The sequence below is a fragment of the Demequina sp. genome (genome assembly GCF_047975725.1).
Lineage (GTDB): Bacteria > Actinomycetota > Actinomycetes > Actinomycetales > Demequinaceae > Demequina.
In genome coordinates, this window is record NZ_JBKEED010000026.1 from 22,405 (window position 1) to 43,486 (window position 21,082).

General features: G+C 68.3%; 17 protein-coding genes. 11 read left to right on the forward strand and 6 right to left on the reverse strand.

Annotation, left to right across the window (positions count from 1 at the left end):
- Window positions 1–39: 39 nt before the first annotated feature.
- The 3 genes from ACK5NO_RS09720 to pta form a co-directional block, all read right to left on the reverse strand.
- Window positions 40–834, reverse strand: a complete 795-nt coding sequence (locus ACK5NO_RS09720) for a hypothetical protein (protein WP_416812474.1) — start codon at window positions 832–834, stop codon at window positions 40–42.
- A gap of 145 nt (window positions 835–979) precedes the next feature.
- Window positions 980–2,116, reverse strand: coding sequence for an acetate/propionate family kinase (locus ACK5NO_RS09725; protein ID WP_416812475.1), 1,137 nt, complete (start codon window positions 2,114–2,116; stop codon window positions 980–982).
- A gap of 3 nt (window positions 2,117–2,119) precedes the next feature.
- Window positions 2,120–4,201: a phosphate acetyltransferase gene (gene pta / locus ACK5NO_RS09730; protein WP_416812542.1), complete on the reverse strand. Its 2,082-nt coding sequence runs from the start codon at window positions 4,199–4,201 to the stop codon at window positions 2,120–2,122.
- 227 nt (window positions 4,202–4,428) lie between these two features.
- Here pta and ACK5NO_RS09735 point away from each other — a divergent pair, with 227 nt between their 5' ends.
- From ACK5NO_RS09735 to guaA, 5 genes are all read left to right on the forward strand, one after another.
- Complete coding sequence (locus tag ACK5NO_RS09735) at window positions 4,429–5,565, forward strand: diguanylate cyclase (RefSeq protein ID WP_416812476.1); 1,137 nt, start codon at window positions 4,429–4,431, stop codon at window positions 5,563–5,565.
- Window positions 5,566–5,678: 113 nt separating this feature from the next.
- Window positions 5,679–6,866, forward strand: coding sequence for a diguanylate cyclase (locus ACK5NO_RS09740; protein ID WP_416812477.1), 1,188 nt, complete (start codon window positions 5,679–5,681; stop codon window positions 6,864–6,866).
- The gene (locus tag ACK5NO_RS09745) at window positions 6,863–7,648 is read left to right on the forward strand and encodes an SURF1 family protein (RefSeq protein ID WP_416812478.1); all 786 of its coding nucleotides are present in this window, start codon (window positions 6,863–6,865) and stop codon (window positions 7,646–7,648) included. The genes ACK5NO_RS09740 and ACK5NO_RS09745 overlap by 4 nt, the downstream gene beginning before the upstream one ends.
- Window positions 7,641–8,021 carry a DUF3817 domain-containing protein gene (locus tag ACK5NO_RS09750; RefSeq protein WP_416812479.1) on the forward strand — a complete coding sequence of 127 codons (381 nt, stop codon included), beginning with the start codon at window positions 7,641–7,643 and terminating at the stop codon, window positions 8,019–8,021. The genes ACK5NO_RS09745 and ACK5NO_RS09750 overlap by 8 nt, the downstream gene beginning before the upstream one ends.
- A complete protein-coding gene (guaA, locus tag ACK5NO_RS09755) occupies window positions 8,018–9,592 on the forward strand; it encodes a glutamine-hydrolyzing GMP synthase (RefSeq protein WP_416812480.1) in 1,575 nt (524 codons plus the stop codon). The genes ACK5NO_RS09750 and guaA overlap by 4 nt, the downstream gene beginning before the upstream one ends.
- A gap of 184 nt (window positions 9,593–9,776) precedes the next feature.
- On the opposite strand, the gene ACK5NO_RS09760 is transcribed toward guaA, so the two are convergent.
- On the reverse strand, window positions 9,777–10,223 hold the full coding sequence (locus tag ACK5NO_RS09760) for a hypothetical protein (RefSeq protein ID WP_416812481.1): 447 nt from the start codon (window positions 10,221–10,223) through the stop codon (window positions 9,777–9,779).
- Entirely contained in the window at window positions 10,220–12,001 is a 1,782-nt protein-coding gene (locus ACK5NO_RS09765) for a PspC domain-containing protein (RefSeq protein WP_416812482.1), read from the reverse strand. The genes ACK5NO_RS09760 and ACK5NO_RS09765 overlap by 4 nt, the downstream gene beginning before the upstream one ends.
- Before the next feature lie 181 nt (window positions 12,002–12,182).
- On the opposite strand from ACK5NO_RS09765, the gene ACK5NO_RS09770 reads away from it, so the two are divergent.
- The 6 genes from ACK5NO_RS09770 to ACK5NO_RS09795 all read left to right on the forward strand — a co-directional run bounded on the left by ACK5NO_RS09770 (window position 12,183) and on the right by ACK5NO_RS09795 (window position 18,575).
- Entirely contained in the window at window positions 12,183–13,205 is a 1,023-nt protein-coding gene (locus ACK5NO_RS09770; RefSeq protein WP_416812483.1) for a sensor histidine kinase, read from the forward strand.
- Entirely contained in the window at window positions 13,202–13,852 is a 651-nt protein-coding gene (locus tag ACK5NO_RS09775) for a response regulator (protein ID WP_416812484.1), read from the forward strand. The genes ACK5NO_RS09770 and ACK5NO_RS09775 overlap by 4 nt, the downstream gene beginning before the upstream one ends.
- A 112-nt stretch (window positions 13,853–13,964) precedes the next feature.
- A complete protein-coding gene (locus ACK5NO_RS09780; RefSeq protein WP_416812485.1) occupies window positions 13,965–14,498 on the forward strand; it encodes a hypothetical protein in 534 nt (177 codons plus the stop codon).
- Between the two features lie 134 nt (window positions 14,499–14,632).
- Entirely contained in the window at window positions 14,633–15,049 is a 417-nt protein-coding gene (locus tag ACK5NO_RS09785) for a hypothetical protein (RefSeq protein ID WP_416812486.1), read from the forward strand.
- A 91-nt stretch (window positions 15,050–15,140) separates the two neighbouring features.
- Window positions 15,141–17,546, forward strand: a complete 2,406-nt coding sequence (locus ACK5NO_RS09790; protein WP_416812487.1) for a UvrD-helicase domain-containing protein — start codon at window positions 15,141–15,143, stop codon at window positions 17,544–17,546.
- Between the two features lie 75 nt (window positions 17,547–17,621).
- Window positions 17,622–18,575, forward strand: coding sequence for an L-lactate dehydrogenase (locus tag ACK5NO_RS09795; RefSeq protein ID WP_416812488.1), 954 nt, complete (start codon window positions 17,622–17,624; stop codon window positions 18,573–18,575).
- A gap of 134 nt (window positions 18,576–18,709) precedes the next feature.
- On the opposite strand, the gene ACK5NO_RS09800 is transcribed toward ACK5NO_RS09795, so the two are convergent.
- Window positions 18,710–20,917, reverse strand: coding sequence for an MMPL family transporter (locus ACK5NO_RS09800; protein WP_416812489.1), 2,208 nt, complete (start codon window positions 20,915–20,917; stop codon window positions 18,710–18,712).
- Window positions 20,918–21,082: the final 165 nt, after the last annotated feature.

Below are 21,082 nucleotides of genomic sequence, written 5' to 3' on the forward strand. Positions count from 1 at the left end.
GAGCCCGGAGCGCGGTAGAAGTGACCAACCTGGGAGGGGTCAGTGGTGAGACTGCGATCGGGTGGCGACCCGCGCCGGGTTCCACGTCTCCGGCGCACGCACCACGATGAGCGGCCACAACGAGGCGTGCGAGACGATCCGCGCAGAGGCGTCGACCTTGAGATGCGCGATCTCGTCGAGCACGTCCTCCATGAGGATCGCGAGGTTGCTGTGGGCCGCGTGGGGGTCCTCGCCCATCACGGTCGCGTCGAGCGTGTAGGTCGAGTAGCCGTTGGCCCGCAGCAGGTCCTCACGCTCCCAGGCGTCGTCTTCCGTCTCGTCCGCGCTGGCATAGACAAAGGGCAGGACCGCTCCGTGCATCGCGGGGCGCAGCAACTGCCCGGAGTGCTCGTCAAACGTGTCGATGTCGACAAACTGAGATTCGGTGATGACCGTCACGGCGAGCAGGCCGGGGTCGCTCTTGGCCGCCTCGATGGCCGCAGCCAGCGGCGAGCGCGAGCCCGTGTGGGCAACCTCAAGAGACTCGGGCCCGTACATGTCGCCCGGAATGAGGTCAGACATGGGCGTGAAGCCGTGGCCAGTAGCCGTGCAGTCTCCCGAGCCAAAGTACTGGGTGCGCAGTCGTCGCTTGTGGGCCGCGCGGTCCACGTGAAGCAACGCGAGCGCATGCAGCGGGCACTGGCGCCAGGCGCAAGGGCTTGCCGTGTGAGCGGGTCCATCCTTGTGCTCTTGGGCGCACTGGAGGCCATCGCGCCACCGCCGGTCCATGGCCGCGATGAAGTGCGGTGATGGCTCGCGCGTGGCGTGCACGGTCCAGGTGGTGACATCGATCACTGGGGGGTCCTCATTGCTCATCGCCCCAGGTCTCAGGGCCATCTGCGCAACTGTACCGCGACCATTCGCAACACTTGGAAAACCGCAATGTGGCGTTTGTCACACCTATGGGATGTTCCTCCCATAGCGGGAGAATGTACGCGTACTAGGACACCGCTGCGATGGACTGCAACGCGATCTCGCGCTCCTCGTTGGTGGGCACCACCCAGATCTGCACGGGAGAGTCATCAGTGCTGATGAGCGTCGCGGTCTTCTTGCGACCCGCATTGCGCTCGGGGTCGATGACGATGCCAAGCGCCTCGAGGCCCTGCAGCGAGTGCAGACGCACCAGGTCGTCGTTCTCGCCCACGCCCGCGGTGAAGGTGATCGCGTCGAGCGCACCCATCTGGGCAAAGTACTGGCCCACGTAGCCGCGAATGCGACGGCAATAGACCTCGAGTCCGAGCTGCGCCTCGCGCGAGCCCTCGTCGGCCGCCTTCCACACGTCGCGCATGTCCGAGTATCCGGTCATGCCGAGCATGCCGGACTGGCGGTTCAGCAGCGCGTCGACCTCGTCGATGGTCATGCCGGCCGTGCGAGCGAGGTGCAGCGAGACGGCAGGGTCGATGTCACCGGAACGCGTTCCCATGACGAGCCCCTCGAGCGGCGTCAGGCCCATCGAGGTGTCGACCGAGTGGCCGCCCTGGACTGCGGTCGCCGATGCGCCGTTGCCCAGGTGCAGCACGATCATCGACAGGTCAGCCGGGTCGCGGTCCATCAGTGCGGCAGTTTCGCGCGAGACGTAGCTGTGCGAGGTGCCGTGGAAGCCGTAGCGACGCACGCCGTGCTCCTGCGCCACCCGACGGTCGATCGCGTAGGTGTACGCCGCCTCGGGAAGGGTCGAGTGGAACGCGGTGTCGAAGATCACGACGTGCGGCAGCTCGGGGAAGGCTGCGCGAGCGGCGGTGATGCCCGCCAGGTTGGCCGGGTTGTGCAAAGGCGCGAGGGTCGCCAGCACGGCGATCTTCTTTTCCACCTCATCGTCGACGATGGTGGGGGCGGAGAACTCCGCGCCGCCCTGGACCACGCGGTGGCCAACGACGGTGAGCTTGCTGAGGTCCACTCCGGAGTCCGGCTCGGACAGCGAGGCGATGATCTCGCGGATCGCCTCGGTGTGCTGGGTGACGCGCTCGACCAGGCCGGAGGCCAGGGGCTCGTCCTGCGTGGTGTCCACGACCTGATACTTCACGGAGCTCGAGCCGCAGTTCAGGACCAGAGCGAGGCCTTCGTAATTGACAGTCATGGACTATCCCTCCTGGGTGTCCAGGCCCTGAGCCTGGATTGCCGTGATGGCGACGGTGTTGACGATGTCCTGGACGAGCGCGCCGCGGGACAGGTCGTTGACGGGCTTGTTGAGCCCCTGAAGAACGGGGCCGACCGCGACCGCGCCTGCGGAGCGCTGGACGGCCTTGTACGTGTTGTTACCGGTGTTGAGGTCGGGGAACACCAGCACGGTGGCCTGGCCTGCCACGGGAGAATCGGGAGCCTTAGCAGCGGCCACGGAAGGCTCGACGGCGGCGTCGTACTGCATCGGCCCGTCGACCAACAGGTCGGGGCGGCGCTCGCGCACCAGGCGGGTGGCCTCGCGCACCTTGTCCACGTCGGAGCCAGTGCCGGACTCGCCGGTCGAGTACGACAGCATCGCCACGCGCGGCTCGATGTGGAACTGCAGCGCGGTCTCGGCGGACGAGATGGCGATGTCGGCGAGCTGTTCGGCGGTGGGGTCAGGGTTCACGGCGCAGTCGCCGTAGACCAGCACGCGGTCGGCCAGACACATCAGGAACACCGAGGACACGATGGACGTGCCGGGCACCGTCTTGATGATCTGGAACGACGGCATGATCGTGTGGGCCGTGGTGTGCGCGGCGCCGGACACCATGCCGTCCGCGTAGCCCATCTGGACCATCATGGTGCCGAAGTAGCTCACGTCCTGGACACGGTCGCGCGCGGCCTCGATGGTGGCGCCCTTGTGCTTGCGCAGCTCGTAGTACTCGGCCGCAAAACGCTCGACGAGTTCCTCGTCGTGGGGCGAGACGATCTGGGCAGCGTCGATCTCGAGGCCGAGCTCGCCGGCGCGGGCACGGATCGAGGCCTCGTTGCCGAGGATGATCAGGTCGCACACGTCGCGGGTGAGCAGCGTCGAGGCGGCACGCAGAATGCGGTCGTCTTCGCCTTCAGGAAGGACGATGCGCTGGCGGGTGGCGCGCGCACGGTCCAGAAGGTCGTACTCGAACATCAGCGGAGTGATGACGTCGGTGCGTGCCACGTCGAGCAGGGCGCCGAGCGCGTCGGTGTCAACGTGGCGGTCGAACATCGACAGCGCGAGGTCCACCTTCAGTTGCGACTCGCGCGACAGGCGTCCGCGCGTGTTCCAGGCGCGGCGGGCGGTGCCGTACGTGCCGTGCTCGGTCGTGATGATGGGCAGAGACGAGCCCAGACCTTCGACCAAGCGGCCCACGGGACTGGGCGTGGCAAAGCCACCGTTGAGGATGACGCCGGCCAGCGACGGGAAGCCCTCGGCGGCGTGGGCGGACAGCAGCGTGACGAGCGCATCAGACCGGTCGCCGGGGGTAATGACGACGGCGCCGTCGACCAGGTGCTCGAGCAGGTGCTCGGGGGTCATCGCGCCGATCAGCACCGCGCGCACTTCGCGCGACAGGAGCGACTCGTCGCCGGACACGAGCCTGCCGTCGACAGACTGCATGAGCGCCGACAACAGCGGTGCAATGAGGACGGGGTCCTCGGGCAGGGCGCCCATGCCGATGTCTGCGGGCAGGACGGCGCGGATCTGCTCAAGCTGGTCGGGATCGCAGCGGTTGGCGAAGACGGCGGCCACGCGGGCATGGCTGTCTTCGAGCTCGGCGCGGGTCTGTTCGACCACGCGTGCGATCTCCTCAGGGGTGCGGTCGCGGCCGTGCACCACGAGCGCCACGGGGGAGCCCAGGTTGGCGGCGATGCGCGCGTTGAATTCGAACTCAGCCGCACCGGTGATATCGGTGTAGTCGGTGCCGACAATCACGACGGCATCGCACTTGCGATCGACCGCGTGATAGCGGGAGATGATGGTCGAGATGGCCTTCTCGGGGTCCTGGTGGACGTCCTCGTAGGTCACGCCCACGGCCTCGTCGTAGGTCAGATCGATTGCGTCGTGTCCCAGCAGGAGGTCAAGGACGTAGTCCGAACCGTCGGCGACCCGCGCCACTGGCCGGAAGACGCCCACGCGGCCCACGGTGCGGGCCAGCTGGTTGACGATTCCGAGCGCGATGGTGGATTTGCCGCTGTCGCCTTCTGCTGAAGCGATATAGATGCTCCGTGCCACGTCCAACATCCTTTCACGGGAGTGTTCGTCGCGCCTGCGACGGAGGTCCCGAGCGGCGCGCGCTGCGGGATGCGTGGCGAGCGCGAAGGCGTGTGCATCGCGCCACATCGCATTCCCGCTGATCGACCAACGAGCCTACACTCGCCACACCCGCACCTTTGGCGCGGGTGCGGCATCCGGGGGAGCGATGGCGTTGGCGACCCCGGTTCCGGTCCCCACTGGAACAAGGCGGCGTCATGACGAGCACGCGGGCCCGCGGTCCGCTCACCCGAGCCTTTCTGAGGTTCGTCAACATGGGCGTGCCGTCCATGGATCAGATGCTCGCGCGCTCCGTCATGGCCAGCAATCGGTTCTTTCTGCTCGCCGCGGTGGTCTCTGCGCCGTGGGTGCTTGCCATCGCTGTGATGGACCCGCCCGCCACGCTCCCTCCCGCGCTCACCCACTTGTTGCTCGTGGGGGTGTGGTGCGGGTGCCTGGTGCTCAACCGACGTCAGTGGCACCTGGCCGCCGCCATCGTGGGGCTTGCCGCTCCCATCGCGCAGTTCGTGTACCTCGCCTCAGTTTTCTCCGTCGATGCCGGCTTCCAGTTGCCGCTCCTGACGGTCGGGGCGTTGGCCTTTGTAGTGCTGACACCTCAGCAGTGGCGTGGCGCTCTCGCGCTCACGGCGGTGGCGACGGCAGCGCTGGTGTGGACCTATGCGGGTGAGCCCTTTGCGCAGGGCAGAGTCGCCCTGACCGAGGTGCAGATCCGCGGGTTTGCGACGGGCAACGTCATGGTGGTGGTGATCGTGGTGTCGATGCTCGCGTGGTTCAACAACTACTTCTTTGTGCGCCAGCGCCGCCACAATCAGCGTCTGCTCGACGAGGCTCAGGTCGCGGCCCGTACCGATGCCCTCACGGGCGTGCTGAACCGCCGCGGGATGGCGCCCGTGCTCGCCGACGCTGCGCATCACGGCCAGTTCTGTGTGGCGCAGGTCGACCTCGACCGCTTCAAGAAGGTCAATGACCGTCTGGGTCACGGCGCTGGCGACGTGGTGCTCGCGCACGTGGCCCGCACGCTGGTCAGCGCTGTGGGTGGTCGCGGCACCGTGGCGCGGTGGGGAGGCGAGGAATTCTTAGTGGTGGTTCCCGGCGCGGACCTCGCGCAAGGGCTCGCCCTCATGGAGAGCGCCCGTGCAGCCATCCAGGCCGAGCACGCCCCGCCCCAGGCGGTCGCGCACGTGACCGTTTCCATCGGACTCGCGGCGGCCACGCCTGGGGCGCACATCGACCAAGTCCTGGGGTTTGCCGACGCTCAGCTGTACCGAGCGAAGGCTGCCGGCCGCAACGTGGTGCGAGCCGATGCGCTTGCTGGGCCACCGGCCCAGCCGTGAGGCGCCCGTGACACCCCTGGTGAGTGTGGGTCCTGGCAAGTAAGGTGAGCAGACGGCCGGGGGCCGCGTGCGGACACGAGGGGCCGCCGCGGATGGCCGCTTGGAGGGAGAACATGGGGGCCGGTCGGGGGGATCGCGCACGCGCGAACCAGATCAGTGACGTGGTCGGCAGACTGCTGGACCGCAAGGTGGGACGCCTGGGCGGGGCAGAGGGACGTGCCGTGTCGACCATCCATGCCGTCGCGGTGTTCGGGCTGATCGTCACGCTGTCGTACACGGCCTTCTTCATGACCTTTGACTTTCAGGCCTTCAGCGGCCTGATCACGCTCAACATCGGCTTCTCTCTCGCGTTCGTCGCTGCGATCCTGCTCGCGAGGCTGGGCCGCCAACTCGCCGCCGCGCTGCTGTTCATGACGTGTGCGGTCGTTCAGCTGCTGGCCGTGTCGGTGTGGGTGGGCTGGGAGGCAGGGCTGCACCTGCATCTGCTGCTCGCGGGACAGCTCGTGTTTCTGGTGTTCACCGAACGCCAGCAGGCGCTGCGCTGGCTCTTCGCCGCCGCCGCGCTCGCGGCCTTCCTCACGGCGCAGTTTGCTTTCCCCGTCGAGGCGGCGCGCGTCGAGATGCCCGAGGTCGTGCTCGCCACGATGTTCTCCGTGAACGCCCTGCTGGTGGGCAGCACGCTCTTTGTGCTCGCCGCCCTGACGCATTTTCGCGCCGAGCAGGCCCGCTCGGAGGCCGCCGAGAGTGCGGCCCGCGCCGAGTATTTGGCCAACACCGATGCGCTCACCGGGCTGGCGACCCGTCGTCCGGTGATGGAGCGGCTCGAGCACCTGAGCCTGCCGGGGGGCGAGGAGTTCTGCCTCGCTGTGGCCGACCTTGACCACTTCAAAGCCGTGAACGACGAGTGGGGTCACGCCTGCGGAGACAAGGTCCTCGCCGCCGTGGGAGCGCGTCTCAGGGGGGCGCTGAGGGTCTCCGATTCTGTGGGACGCTGGGGCGGTGAGGAGTTCATCTTCGTGCTGCCAGAAGCGACCATCTCGGACGCGACCATCATGATGGAACGAGTGCGCTCTCGCGTGGGTGCGGCTCCCGTGACCTGTGGCGACCACGACCACTCCATCACGGTGTCGATTGGCCTGACCTACGGCGACCAGTCGGGCAGCCCCCACCACGCCATCATGCGCGCCGATCAGGCGCTGTACACCGCCAAGGCTGATGGCCGTGACCGGGTGTGCACCATCCGCGGCGAGTCGTCGGCATCGGGTGGCACCACCACCCGCACCAAGCGATCTTCTCGATGACCACGCGCGGACCCATACGGTGGGTGCCCGTCAGTCTCGTCAGTGTGGTCGCGCTCGGCGCACTGATCTTCTGCGGCTCCCTTGGCTGGTGGCAGTGGACCCGCGCCTCTGCGCAGGGCGAGGTGATCCTCAGCGATCCCGCCGTGCCGATTGCCGATCTGCTCGCGCCCGCCACCAATGCTGACACCGCCATGGGCCGCGACGTGTGGGCGGACGGTTCATGGGCGGACGCGCCCGTCGCATTGGTGCCCGACCGCGAGGTGGACGGCCAGGAGGCCGTGCTCGTGGTGCGCGCCTTCACTGTCGACGCTGACGCGACCGGGACAGGAGAAGAGGCCACCCTGCCGGTGGTGGTGGGCTGGCTCGCGCCGGACGAGGTCGCCGGGTATATGGCCGATGCGCCAGTAGCTTCCCGCGTCGACGGCCACTTGCGCTCGGCCGAGGGTGCGGCGCCCACGGCACCTCCCGGGGAGGACCCACCCGTAGGCACCATGTGGGTGCCGGGATTGTCGCCCGCGGTGCTGGCCCAGTACTGGGATTCGCCGCTGTACTCGACGCTCATGAACGCCCAGACCCCCGAGGACGGGCTGCGTGCGCTGCCCATCGTCGAGCCGGAGCGGTCCCTGAACTTCCGGTCGCTCACGTACGCGATCGAATGGTGGTTGTTTGGGGCGTTCTTCGTGTTCGTGGGTGGGCGCTGGATACGGGACAATGGACGCGCAGCGCCGGAGGGTGACACCGCCCCCGCGCAGGACCACTCCCAGGGAGGACCCCGTGACTGAACCCGAGACCGCGGCGACTGCCGCGCCTCGCCCAGCACCCGCATCGGCCGTCACGAGCGGCGCCCTGACGCGCTACCGCGTCATGGCGATCATCACGGGACTCATGCTGATCCTGGTATTCGCAGGGATGCTGCGCTACGTGGGAGTGTTCACTGCCTCGGATTCGATGGAGGAGTGGCTGGGCATCCTCGCCCAGGTCCACGGCTTCGTTTACATCGTCTACGTCGCGACCGTCCTGCAGCTGTGGATGCAGGCGCGCTGGGGCTACGGCCGTCTCGCGACCATGTTCCTCGGCGGCGTTGTGCCGCTGCTGTCCTTCTTCATCGAGCACCGGGTCGCGCGCGAGCTGCGTGGCGCCAAGGAGGCCTCATGACCGTCACCACCCAGCACCGTCCCGTCCTGGTCGTCGACTTTGGTGCGCAGTACGCGCAGCTGATCGCTCGCCGCGTGCGCGAGGCGAGCATCTACTCCGAGGTGGTGCCGCACTCGATGAGTGCGGCCGACATGCTCGCCAAGAACCCGCAGGCCGTCATCCTGTCCGGCGGGCCCTCCTCGGTGTACGAGGACGGCGCCCCGTCGGTGGACCCCGCGTTGTTCGAGGCAGGCATCCCCGTGATGGGCATTTGCTACGGCTTCCAGGCGATGGCGCAGGCCATGGGCGGCACCGTCGCGAAGACCGGACTGCGGGAGTACGGCCGCACTCAGGCGTCGGTCGACACGGCAGGCACCGCCCTCGCGGGTAGTCCCGCCGTCCAAGAGGTGTGGATGAGCCACGGCGACTCCGTGCAAGAGGCGCCCCCCGGCTTCGAGGTGCTCGCGACCACCGAGGGCGCGCCTGTGGCGGCCTTCGAGAACCTCGAGCTCAAGATGTGCGGCGTGCAGTGGCACCCCGAGGTCAAGCACTCGCCGCTGGGTCAGGCCTCGATCGAGAACTTCCTGTACAACGTCGCGGGTCTCACGCCCGACTGGACCAATGCCTCGATCATCGACGAGCAGGTCGCGATCATCCGCGAGCAGGTGGGTGACAAGCGCGTGATCTGCGCGCTGTCCGGCGGAGTCGACTCCGCTGTCGCTGCCGCGATCGTGCAGAAGGCCGTGGGCGACCAGCTCACGTGCATCCACGTGGACCACGGCCTGATGCGTGCCGGCGAGGTCGAGCAGATCGAGAAGGACTTTGTCGCCTCCACCGGGGTGCGGCTCATCATCCGTGACGAGAAGGAGCGGTTCCTCACCGCCCTCGCCGGTGTCACGGACCCCGAGACCAAGCGCAAGATCATTGGCCGCGAGTTCATTCGTGTGTTCGAGGACGCCGCGCGTCAGGTGGTCGAGGAGGCCGGCTCGCACGGCGAGCAGGTCGAGTTCCTGGTGCAGGGCACGTTGTACCCCGACGTCGTCGAGTCCGGCGGCGGCGAGGGTGCAGCCAACATCAAGAGCCACCACAACGTGGGTGGACTGCCCGAGGACCTGCAGTTCTCGCTCGTCGAGCCGCTGCGCGCCCTGTTCAAAGACGAGGTGCGCGCCGTCGGTCGCGAGCTCGGCATCCCCGAGGAGATCGTGGGACGCCAGCCGTTCCCCGGCCCCGGCCTGGGCATCCGCATTATTGGCGAAGTCACCTGGGAGCGCTTGGAGATTCTGCGCCGCGCGGACGCGATCGCCCGCGAGGAGCTGTCGAAGGCCGGCCTCGACCAGGAAATCTGGCAGTGCCCCGTGGTGCTGCTCGCCGATGTGCGCTCGGTGGGAGTGCAGGGCGACGGCCGCACCTACGGCCACCCGATCGTGCTGCGTCCCGTGTCCTCCGAGGACGCTATGACGGCCGACTGGTCGCGGCTTCCCTACGACGTGCTCGCCCACATCTCCAACCGCATCACCAACGAGGTGTCGGAGGTCAACCGCGTGGTGCTCGACGTCACGAGCAAGCCCCCGGGCACCATCGAGTGGGAGTAAGGGTCTCCCTGTCCTAGCGCCCTAGCAGGACGTGGTGGTCGGTCTTCGCGACTCTCATGCACCCTGGCAGGCACTCACGTCCGCTCGGCGGCCGTGAAACGACGATGGCGGGACCCTGTTGGGTCCCGCCATCGTCGTTTGCTCATCGCACCCTCGGAGGGCCGATGCGCGTGCTGGCTTCTCGCTAGCGCTGGGGTTCTTCGGACTCGTCACTAGTGGGCTCAGGCTCCTGCTCGACGGCGTCGTCGTCGACCGCGTGCTCGCCTGCCACGGCGGGTTCGTCGGCCGCGGGCTCCTCTGCCACGGCGGGTTCGTCGGCCGCGTGCTCGTCTGCCACGGCAGGCTCCTCGACGGCCTCATCGGCTCCCGGGTCGACGGCGTCGCTGGGCTCCTCGACCACGGGAGCGGTCGCGGCGGCGACCTCGCGCCGACGGCCCAGCCCGGAGATGGCGGAGGTCAGGAGCAGCCAGCCGCCCACACTCGCGAGCAGGATGATGGCGGCAAGCTCGAGGTCGATCTCGTAGCCCGAATAGGCCAGCATGGACGTGACGCCCGCGCCGATGACCAGCAGGCCCCACACGGCGGCGGACACACGCTGGCCCGCTCCGCGGCGAATGTCGGTGGTGATCACGGGGTGACCTCCTCGAGGTAGATGACGGCTCCGTCGGCGGCGGTGAGGGTCAGCACGGGGGCGTCGGGGTTGGTGGCCTCGAATATCGTGCTGGGCTGGGAGTAGTCGGGTTGTCCGTACTCATCCCATTCGGGTTCGGTCCAGTTGTGGCATTCGATGTCGAGTCCCGCCCACACCACCGTGGTATCGCCAGCGCCTTCGATCACGAGCGAGGTTCCGGATGGCACCGTGACACGGGTGTGCGTGGCGTTGAGGTCGATCTCGGTGTCGGCAGTGATCTCGCCGAGCCGCATGCTTGCCGAGTCCTCACCCCACAGCGAGGCCTCCTCCCAGGCGTCGTACGTGACGGGGGTGGTACAGGCGCCTGCGATGTAGGTGGTGGAGAACCCGTCGCCTACCTCGGAAGTGAGGTCGACGGGCGTGGTCTCGATCTCGGGCACTTCTTCGACGTACTCCTCGGTGATGACGCCCTCGGACCACGGGTTGGGCTCGTCCCACCAGCCCCAGCCATTGTCGTAGTTGTCGCGGATCTCGTTCGCGTTGCCCGCGAATGCTACGGACAGCAGCACCGCGCCTATGGACATGAAGCCCAAGAACCCCAGGCGGCGGCCAGCCAAGGCGACGACGACAAGGATGGCGCCGAGTCCCACGGTCACGCAGGCACCCCATGCAAGGGCAGGGCTGACCGCGAGCCGGTCGTTGCTCTCGACCGCGAGCACGACTGCCGCTGACAGGATCAGCACACCCAAGAAGGCGAGCCACGCGCCCTTGCCAGGGCCGGGCACACGGCGCTTGGGGGCGCGCGCCGGAGCGGCGAGCGGAGCGGGAGGGGCAGGCGGTGCCTGCGAAGCGGCGACACGAGGCCCGCCGAGCGCAGGGTCGTAGGAGTATCCGTAGCGCTGTGCGCCCGGCTGTGGTGCGGCCGTGCCGTAGTCGTACGTGTGGGTGGTGGGGGGCGGGGATGCGACCCCACGTGACGGCGCCACGCCTGCACGGGGGTCGCCCGGCAGCAGCGCCGGCTCCCAGGGTGCAGGCGCACCGTGCGTGCTGACGGCCGATGCGCCTGTGGCCATCGCAGCCGCGGCACCAGCCGCGGCTGCACCAGCGGCATCTCCGCTCGGCGGCGGGGGTGGCGTGGCACCCGCGCGAGCGCTGTCGCCGGACTCGTCGTTCACGGGGCCCTGCTCAGAGTGGGGTGCTGCGTCGGTCGGCGTGCCGGGGGTCGCCGGCGGCGGCGGTGGCACGTGCGGGCCCGTGCCAGGCGGCGGGGTGCGACGTCCACGTCGCACCGCGAAGACGATGGCGACGACGACGCCGGCGAGCAGGGTGAGCGGGATCGCGACGCGCACGAGCGTCACGATGGCGTCGAACGGACCGCTGATGTGGCCGTACTCGTTCAGCGCACCCACGGCGCCCCAGCCAAAGAAGTTGAGTACCGGGACGTTGTCGAGCGTCGCCAAGCCGATGAGGCTCAGTGCCGCGATGCCCAGGAGGGCCCCCACATTGGTGACGCCGCGACCGAAGTTCTGGATGATGATGTTGCCGCGGCGGTCGGGCAGCAGGCCCCAGGCGGCGGCGTAGGCGAGCATGGTCACCCCGGGTAGCGCGATCAACATCAGCACGACGATGAGGCGGGCCGGCACCCGCGCCATGCCCACGCGCAGGCCCAGTCCCTCGACCACGCCTCCAATGACGCCGTTGTCGCCGCGCATCAGCCCCCATTGACGGATGCTGGTGAAGAACGCGGCCTCCTTGGGAGGCGGCGGGATGTCGGTCATGATGCTCCTTGCGATGTTTCGTGCGCCGTGATGACGGCGATGCTTCCACCAGTGTCCGCGTGCCACGAGCTGCTCGGCTATGAGGTGACACCCTGATCCGCCCCTGAACTTTGAGGGGCGGCGCCCCTGACATCTGCTCAGCCTTGTTCCCGCCGCACGCGCCCTGTGTGACGATGGCTCCATGACCAGCCACCCGAGCCTGCCTGTCGCGCGCCCGCTTGCGCGGCGACGGGGGGTGCCGGTGGTGTGGCGTGTGCTGGCGGGAGCGGCGCTGCTCGCGGTCGCGGCGGTCCTCGCTGTCGACCGCTGGGGAACGCAGGAACTCGCTCCCTGGATCATCCCGCTCGTGGTGTACTTCGCCGGTTTGGGCCTGGTGTGGAGCCCCCTCGACGGCGCCTTTGGCCAGGATGCGCGCCGGCTCGATGTCGCAGGGATCTTCCGGCGCGACGCGTGGATCCGTTTGCTTGTAGGCCTCACGCTCGGAGTGGGGGCGCTGTGGTGGTTCGCCGCGTGGAAATACACCGACAACATGGTGGCACGCTCGATCGTGACGCCCATCGTGGTGGCGGTGGGCGGGGCCTTGCTGCTTGCGCCGTGGTGGCTGCGACTCATTCGCCAGGTGGGCATCGAACGCGAGGAGCGCATCCGTGACCACGAGCGGGCGGAGATCGCCGCGCACCTTCACGACTCGGTGCTGCAGACGCTCACGCTGATTCGCGCCCGCGCCCACGAGGCCGACACCGTCGCCCGGCTCGCGCGGGCCCAGGAGCGAGATCTGCGCGCCTACCTGTACCAGGACCGGGCCACGGTGGACGAGTCCGTTGCACAGGCGCTGAAGGATGCTGTCGCGGAGGTCGAGGACTCGAGCGGGGTGGCCATCGAGGTGGTGTGCGTGGGGGATAGGCCTACCGACGAGCGCCTTCACGCCGTCGTGCAGGCCTCGCGCGAGGCCGTCGCCAATGCGGCCCGCCACGGCGAGGGGCCCATCACCGTCTACGCGGAGCTCACTGCCCGCGAGTACGAGGTGTTCGTGCGTGATGCAGGCCCGGGTTTTGACCCCGACACCGTGCCGGAGGACCGCCTGGGCATCCGGCAGTCCATCATGGGGCGCGTCGCGCGTCATGGCGGCAGTGCAGAGATTCGCAGTTCCATCGGGACCCGTACCGAGGTATCCATCCACATGCCGACAGGAGGCTCGAGATGAGTGTGACAGTGGTGATCGTCGACGATCACGATGTGATCAGGGTGGGCGTGCGCCAGTCGCTCGACGCGGACATCGAGGTGGTGGGCGAGGCCCGCGACGTCGAGTCGGCGGTCGCCGAGATCCTCTCCGCGCGGCCCCAGGTCGTGATCCTCGACGTCCACCTTCCTGGCGGTGAGGGCGGTGGCGCGCTCGACGTGCTCGCCGACATTAAGGGCAAGGTCGACGGCACCCGCGTGCTGGCACTGTCGGTCTCGGACGCGGCAGAGGATGTCGTGTCCGTCATCCGCGCGGGGGCGCGCGGCTACGTCACCAAGTCCATCTCCGGCCCGGACCTGTCCGATGCGGTGCGCCGGGTGGCCTCCGGCGACGCCGTGTTCTCCCCACGCCTGGCGGGCTTTGTGCTCGACGCCTTTGGCGCGGCTGGCGGAGAGGTCGCCGCGGCAGATGAGGACCTCGACAAGCTCACCGCACGGGAGCAAGAGGTCATGCGCCTGATTGCTCGTGGCTACACCTACCGCGAGGTGGGGGAGAAGCTCTTCATCTCCATCAAGACGGTCGAGACGCACGTGGGCAAGGTGCTGCACAAGTTGCAGCTCACCAACCGTCACGAGCTTGCCCACTGGGCCGCCCAGCGCCGCATCGTCTGACGCCTTCGCAGCGGAGCCAACCCCCGCATCGGCCCTCCCGACCGCCTGAACGGTATGTGAACGTGACCTTCTGAACGCGACGCATACGTCCTTTCTGTGTAGAACAGGAGGTATGAGCGTTCCTTTGGGGGAGCGGAGCCGCTCCCGCCGACTGCGTGCATCCCTGCCGCCCGTCGAGCCTGTGCCCAGCGCCAAGCGCACCTTTCGCCTGATGGTCGACCAGCAGATCGTGCCCGTGCTGAGCGGTTGGGGGCTCGTGGGAGACGGCGATCGCTTCCACTACCCGAGTGAGGTGTGGCACCTGGGACTGGGCTTTGCTCCCCTGTCGTGGGGCACGGTCGGGGCGCTGCGTTTCGACGTCCACGTGCTCGCCGTCCCGCGAGAGGCGTGGCGGCAGTGGCGCGAGACGGAGCCGGCCCTGCCCGTCAGCCCCGACCCCGCCGTGTACTGCGCCCAGGATGTGCACGCCGTGGGCGGGTTGAGTGCGCGGTTGCGGGAACTGGACGGCGGCTCTGCCGACCGCCGGTTCGCCGTCCACGCCAGCGAGGACCCCAGTGCGACTGCGGCCGAGGTGCTGTCGATGATCGAACGCCGCGTACTACCGGCCTTCGCGGGACGCTCAGAGGTGCCGCGCCTGGCGAGCTGACGCTGAGTGGGCACAGGGCCGGGACACAGGGCCGATGCGCGGGCTGGCCGGGTTTGTCAGGACCCCTTGCAAAACGGGCAAATCGGAGTACATTAACGCCCCAGGAGCGGGCGCGATGGAGCCGCCCGAGAGACATGACAACGATGGCTGGCGCCGCTGTGCGCCCTCAGCAGGACGATGCTCGGCTGCGCGCTCTCGCGTTCTGGACGGGACACCATCAGGCTCACCAACCCGCGCCGCGGCTCGCGCCGGTGATCGCCGCAGAGCAGGCCGCGCGCGATGAGGCGCGCGTCGCACGGATCGGCGAACTCGCGCGCATGGTGCCCGAACTCAAGAAGATGGCCGACGACCCCCGCCCCCAGGTGCGCGCCACCGTCGCACGGTGCTTCGCGATTCTCGCGACCGCGCGGCAATTGGTGGCCGACCGCGAGATCTGGCGCATCCTGCTGGGGCTGTCCAAGTACGACGCCGACCCTGCTGTGCGCGCCAGCGCTGAGGCGGCGCTCGTGGCGCTCGAACGGCACGGGACCGTCGCCGCAAAAGCCAGCTAGCGCATCGGCCCTGAAGAAGGGGCGAGTGTGTCCACAGGGGTGACGGAGCCGTCGCCCAGTGTCGGTGCCACCGCCTAGACTCATGCGGGTCATGGATGCGCTCTTCGATCTCGCCGACAGTCCCCACTCGCCCCTGGTGGAGGGTCTGAACCCCTCCCAAGCGGAGGCCGTCTTGCACGAGGGCGATGCCCTGCTGATCATCGCGGGGGCCGGCTCCGGCAAGACCCGTGTGCTCACGCACCGGATCGCCCACCTGCTTGAATCCGGACGGGCGCGGCCGCACCAGATCCTCGCGATCACCTTCACCAACAAGGCCGCAGGTGAGATGCGCGAGCGCGTCGAGCACCTGGTGGGTCCCGAGGCCCGGCGCATGTGGGTCGCCACGTTCCACAGCGCTTGCGTGCGCATGCTGCGCGCGGACTACGAGGCGGCGGGGCTGAAGTCCTCGTTCTCCATCTACGACTCGTCCGACTCCCAGAACCTCATGAAGCTCGTCATGAAGGAACTGGACATCGATCCCAAGAAGTTCACGGCGAAGGCGCTGCTGAACAAGATCGGCACGTTCAAAGACGAGCTGATTGACCCGCAGACCGCGCTCGCGGCCTCCGAGATGGCCTCGCGGTTCTCGATCGAGCACGCCGCAGGGCGTGCCTATGGCGAGTACCAGCGCCGTCTCGAAGCGGCCAACGCGGTCGACTTTGACGACATCATCGTCAAGACCGTGCGCCTGTTGCAGAACAACCCGCAGATTGCGCACGCCTATCGCGAGCGGTTCCGCCACATCCTGGTCGACGAGTACCAGGACACTAACCACGCACAGTATGTGCTGGTACGTGAGCTGGTGGGGCCCGCCGATGACGCCTCACTGCCCGCTGGCGAACTGACCGTCGTGGGTGACTCCGATCAGTCCATCTACGCGTTCCGCGGCGCGACCATTCGCAACATCCTAGAGTTCGAGAAGGACTACCCGCGCGCCCACACCGTGCGGCTCGAGCAGAACTACCGCTCGACCCAGAACATCCTGTCCGCGGCCAACGCGGTCATCTCCAACAACGACGGGCGCCTGCCCAAGAACCTGTGGACCGACTCCGGTGCCGGCGAGAAGATCCGCGGCTACGCGGGCGACACCGAGCAGGAGGAGGCCAAGTTCATCGCGGACGAGGTCGCCCGGCTCATGCGCGAGTCCGAGGTGGCGCCGGCCGACGTGGCCGTCATGTACCGCGCCAACGCCCAGTCGCGAGTGATCGAAGAGCGCTTCATGCGCGCCGACATCCCGTACAAGGTCGTGGGCGGCACGCGCTTCTACGAGCGCAAAGAGATCAAGGACATGCTCGCCTATCTCGCTGCCGTCGTGAACGAGGACGACGACATCGCGACCAGGCGCATCATTAACACGCCCAAGCGTGCCATCGGTGACACCTCGGTGGAGGCGATCGACCGCATGCGTCGCTCGCTCACCACGGCCGATGCTCCCTCGAGTTTCGGTGCCGCACTCAGGCACGCGGCGGACAGCGACCTGCAGGCACGCGCGGTGCGGGCCATCGAGGCGTTTGTGGCGATGATGGACGACCTGCGCGCGCTGGCGCGGGACAACGGACCTGCGGGAGTGCTCGACGCCATCGCGGACCGGTCGGGGATGCTTGCGGCCTATCGCGCATCGGACGACCCCCAGGACTCCTCGCGGGTTGAGAACATCATGGAGCTCGTCGCGGTGGGCCGCGAGTTCTCCGAAGAGAACCCCGACGGCACGCTCGCGGACTTCCTGGAGAAGGTCGCACTGGTGGCCGACGCGGACCAGCTGCCCGACGCCGACGGGTCCGGTGGTGTGGTGACGCTCATGACGCTTCACACCGCCAAGGGCCTTGAGTTCCCCGTCGTGTTCCTCACGGGCATGGAAGACGGCACCTTCCCTCACATGCGCTCGATCGAGTCCGGCTCGGCCAAGGACATGGAAGAGGAGCGGCGCCTGGCATACGTGGGCCTCACCCGCGCCCGCGAGCGGCTCTACCTCACGCGCGCTCAGGTGCGGGCGAGCTGGGGTGCGCCGCAGCACTTCCCCGTGTCGCGGTTCTGCGAGGAGATCCCGGCCGAGCTGGTCGAGTGGACCGTGTCCGAGACGTCGATGTCCTCGCTGCGCGGGCGTTCGGAGCGGCGCGGGTCGGGCTCGTGGTCGTCCCAGGGTTACGGCTCTGGTTCCTATGGCGGCTCTGGTTCCTACGGCGGTTCCAGCTCGTACGGCGGTTCGCAGGACCGCGAGGACGGCAACTCGTATGCGCGCGCCGGTGCGGTGCGCACCCGCTACGTGCCGCCGTCGCCGCCTGGTGGCGCGGGGGACGTGGGCTTCGAAGCGGGCGAGCGCGTGATCCACGACAAGTTCGGCATGGGCAAGGTTGTGGGCACCGAGGGTGCAGGCCGCAACGCAGTGGCCGTGGTCGACTTTGGGGACGGCGGCGTCAAGCGGCTCGTGCTGCGCTTCAACAACCTCGACAAGCTTTAGGCGCCGACCGGGTGGGGCACGCCCACCTGGACGTACGGCTAGGCTGACGGTGGACCATCAGCCAGTGGAGGAACCGTGGAAAGCAAGACCTCGAAGGTATCGATTGTTGGCGCAGGCGCGGTGGGTTCAACCCTCGCCTATGCAGGACTGATGCGTGGATTCGCGCGCACCGTCGCGCTGTACGACATCAACAAGGCCAAGGTTGAAGCGGAGGCGCTCGACCTCGCTCAGGGCATCCAGTTCATGCCCGAGGCGACCGTGCTCGGGTCCAACGAGGTGGACGTGGTCGAGGGCTCCGACGTGGTCGTCATCACGGCCGGCGCCAAGCAGCAGCCCGGGCAGTCCCGCATGGATCTGGCGGGCGCGACCATCTCGCTGATGGACAAGGTGCTGCCGCCGCTCCTGAAGGTCGCGCCCGACGCGATCTACATTCTGGTGACCAACCCCGTCGACGTGGTGACGCTTGCCGCGATCAAGAAGTCGGGGATGGACCCGGCGCAGATGTTCGGCTCCGGCACGGCCCTGGACACGTCGCGTCTGCGTCATCAGGTGGCGGCCAGGTGCGACGTGGCAGTGGGTAACGTCCACGCCTACATCGCGGGCGAGCACGGCGATTCCGAGGTGGCGCTGTGGTCCTCGGCGACCATAGGCGGGCAGCCGCTCACGCAATGGCGTGACCGCGACGGCAACATCGTGATGACCCCCGAGGTACGTGAGCAGATGCATCACGACGTGATGCGCTCGGCGTACACGATCATCGAAGGCAAGGGCGCGACCAACTATGCGGTCGGCGCCGCCGGCGCGCGTATCGTCGAGGCTGTGCTGGGCGATCAGCGTCGCATCATGCCCGTGTCGACGCTCATCGACTACGAGGGCGTGGGCGAGGTGTGCATGTCGCTGCCCGCCGTGATTGGCCGCAACGGCATCGAGCACCACGCGACGGTGCCGATGGATGACGCCGAACGGGCCGCTCTGCTCGAGTCCGCCCGCTCGATCCGCGCGACGGCCGACAAGTTCGACGTGCACTAACCCCGGTTTCCGATCAAATGGATCCATTTGCTGGTCCCGCTATGCCCCCTCTCCCGTCAAATGGATCCATTTGACGGGAGAGGGGAGCGGTCAAACCCAGCAAATGGATCCATTTGACTCGTGAGGGGGAGGGGTTAGACGAGCGCCGGCTCCTTGGGGCGGTCCTGGCTCACACCGTTCGGGCCGATGCGCGGGTCGGCAGACGCCTCGAGGTTCACCTCGGGCAGCCACTGGAGCCAGCCCGGGAGGTACCAGTTGCGCTCGCCGAGCATGGTCATCACCGCGGGAACCAGGATCGACCGCACCACCGTCGCGTCAATGATGACCGCGGCCGCCAGTCCAAACCCCATCTGGGCGAACTCGGCGAGGTCGCCCAGGGCGAAGCCCGCAAACACCGCGACCATGATTAGTGCCGCACCGGTGATGAGCGAGCCCGTGCGCGACAGGCCGTAGGCGACCGCCTCCTTGGTGTCGGCGCCGGAGTCGTGACGCTCCTTGATGCGGCTGAGCAAGAACACGTGATAGTCCATCGACAGCCCGAACAACACGGCGAACAGGAACAGCGGGATCCAGGGCGCGATGCCATCTACCTGCGGGAACCCCAGCAGGCTCGCGCCCCAGCCCCACTGGAACACCGCGACGAGTAGGCCAAAGGCCGCGGCAGTGGACAGCAAGTTGAGCACGATCGCCACGGCCGGAACCACCACGGACCGGAACGAGACCAGCAGCAGCACAAAGCTCGCTCCCAGGACCGCGAGCAGGACCCAGGGTGCCGCGTCTTCGATCACGGCGGTGAAGTCAACGGCCTCCGCTTGGTCGCCACCCACGTGGGCGGTGACGTCGGACCCGTCGAGCGCGGCGGGGACGATCTGGTCCCGCAGGCGTTGGATGGCCCGGTCTGCCTCGATGTCCGCGCCATCGAACAGATCGGTCGTGGTGAGCACCGCATCCGAGCCCAGGTAGGCCACCGATGTCTCTCCGAACGCAGGGTCGGCACTCACCTGGGTGGCGAGAGCCTCGATGGCAACCCGCGCATCGGCCCCACCCTCGACGGCGACAGCCGTCACGGCCTGCCCCACGCCGTAGTCATCGGTGAGGGTCTCGACGGCGACGCGCAGGTCATGCCCCTCGGGCAGAGATTCGACGCCAGGGAACGCCAGTCGCATGGACAGCGCGGGGACCGCGAGCGTCGCGAGCAGCGCGAACCCGGCGACGGCCCAGGCCAGGGGGCGAGCGGACACGGTGGCGGCGATCGCACGCCATGCCCGTGGCTCGGCGTCGGGGTGACGCAGCGGCAAACGCCCTGCATTGACGCGGTGTCCGAGCAAGCGCAGGAGCGCGGGTAGCAAGGTCAGCGACGCGGCGACGGCCATGACGGCCACCACGATCGCGCCCGCGCCGAGCGAGCGCATGATCGTCGACGGAACCAGCAACAGTCCCACGAGCGAGATCACCACCGTGATGCCGGAAAACAGCACCGCCCGGTTCGCCGTCGAGCCTGCGACCGTGACCGCGTCCATGACGGAGTGTCCGTGCGACAGCTCTTCGCGGAACCGCTGCACCATGACCAGCGAGTAGTCGATGCCGAGCGCGAGTCCCATCATCGTGATCATGTTCACCACAAAGAACGACAGGTCAAAGACCTGGCCGACCAGGGCGGTCGCGCCGACCGCCAAGGTGATGGCGGCAATGGCGATCACCAGGGGCAGTCCCGCGGCCACGAGAGCGCCAAAGACCGCCAGGAGGATGACCAGCGCCACGGAAATGCCGATCGCTTCGCCCCGAATGAGGCCCTCCTCGGCGAGGGTGTCGAAGGCCGCCTCGCCCGAGGCGTCGCCCACGGGCAGGAACGTGAAGCCCGGCGGGGCCTGCTCAAGGGCTGCGAGATAGGTCTCGACCACGTGGCCGTCGTCGTCGGCCGTGAGTTGCGCGGTGACCAGTGCGCTCGCGCCGTCCTGTGCCACGGGGAAGGGCTCCGATGCGGTGGGAGCCGTGACCGCATCGACCCCTTCAAGGGTGCCCAGGGTTGCCGTGAGATCGCTCAGCGCAGTGTCGAACTCGGCACTGCCGAACGAGTGGCGGTCTGACGAGACCACGATGGTCTCGATCGTGCCTGCCGCGGCCGACGAGGCGTCGGTGGCGTCCTCGTGCGCGGCGATCAGGTCTGCGGCCGTGTCGGACTCGGTGGCGACCTGGATCGAGTCGTCCTGGGTCAGAGAATCTCCCAGGCCGGTGGCGGCATAGCCCGCAGCGGCGAGCGCCACGAGCCACACAGCGATGGTGAGCCACGGCCGTGCTGCCGCGGAGTGGGCGATGCGCCCGGTCAACCCCTGGGGACTCATGATTCCTCCTTGTCGGTGGGGACACTCCGACGCTAGAAAGGCACGCGTGCCCCGGTCAGCCCGCTCGCGAGCCAATCGGGCGGCCAGGGGAGGGATTCGCATCGGCCCGCTTGGGGGGAGTGAGCCTGAGCGACCTCCCTCGTGTGGGGGAGGTGCGATCCATCC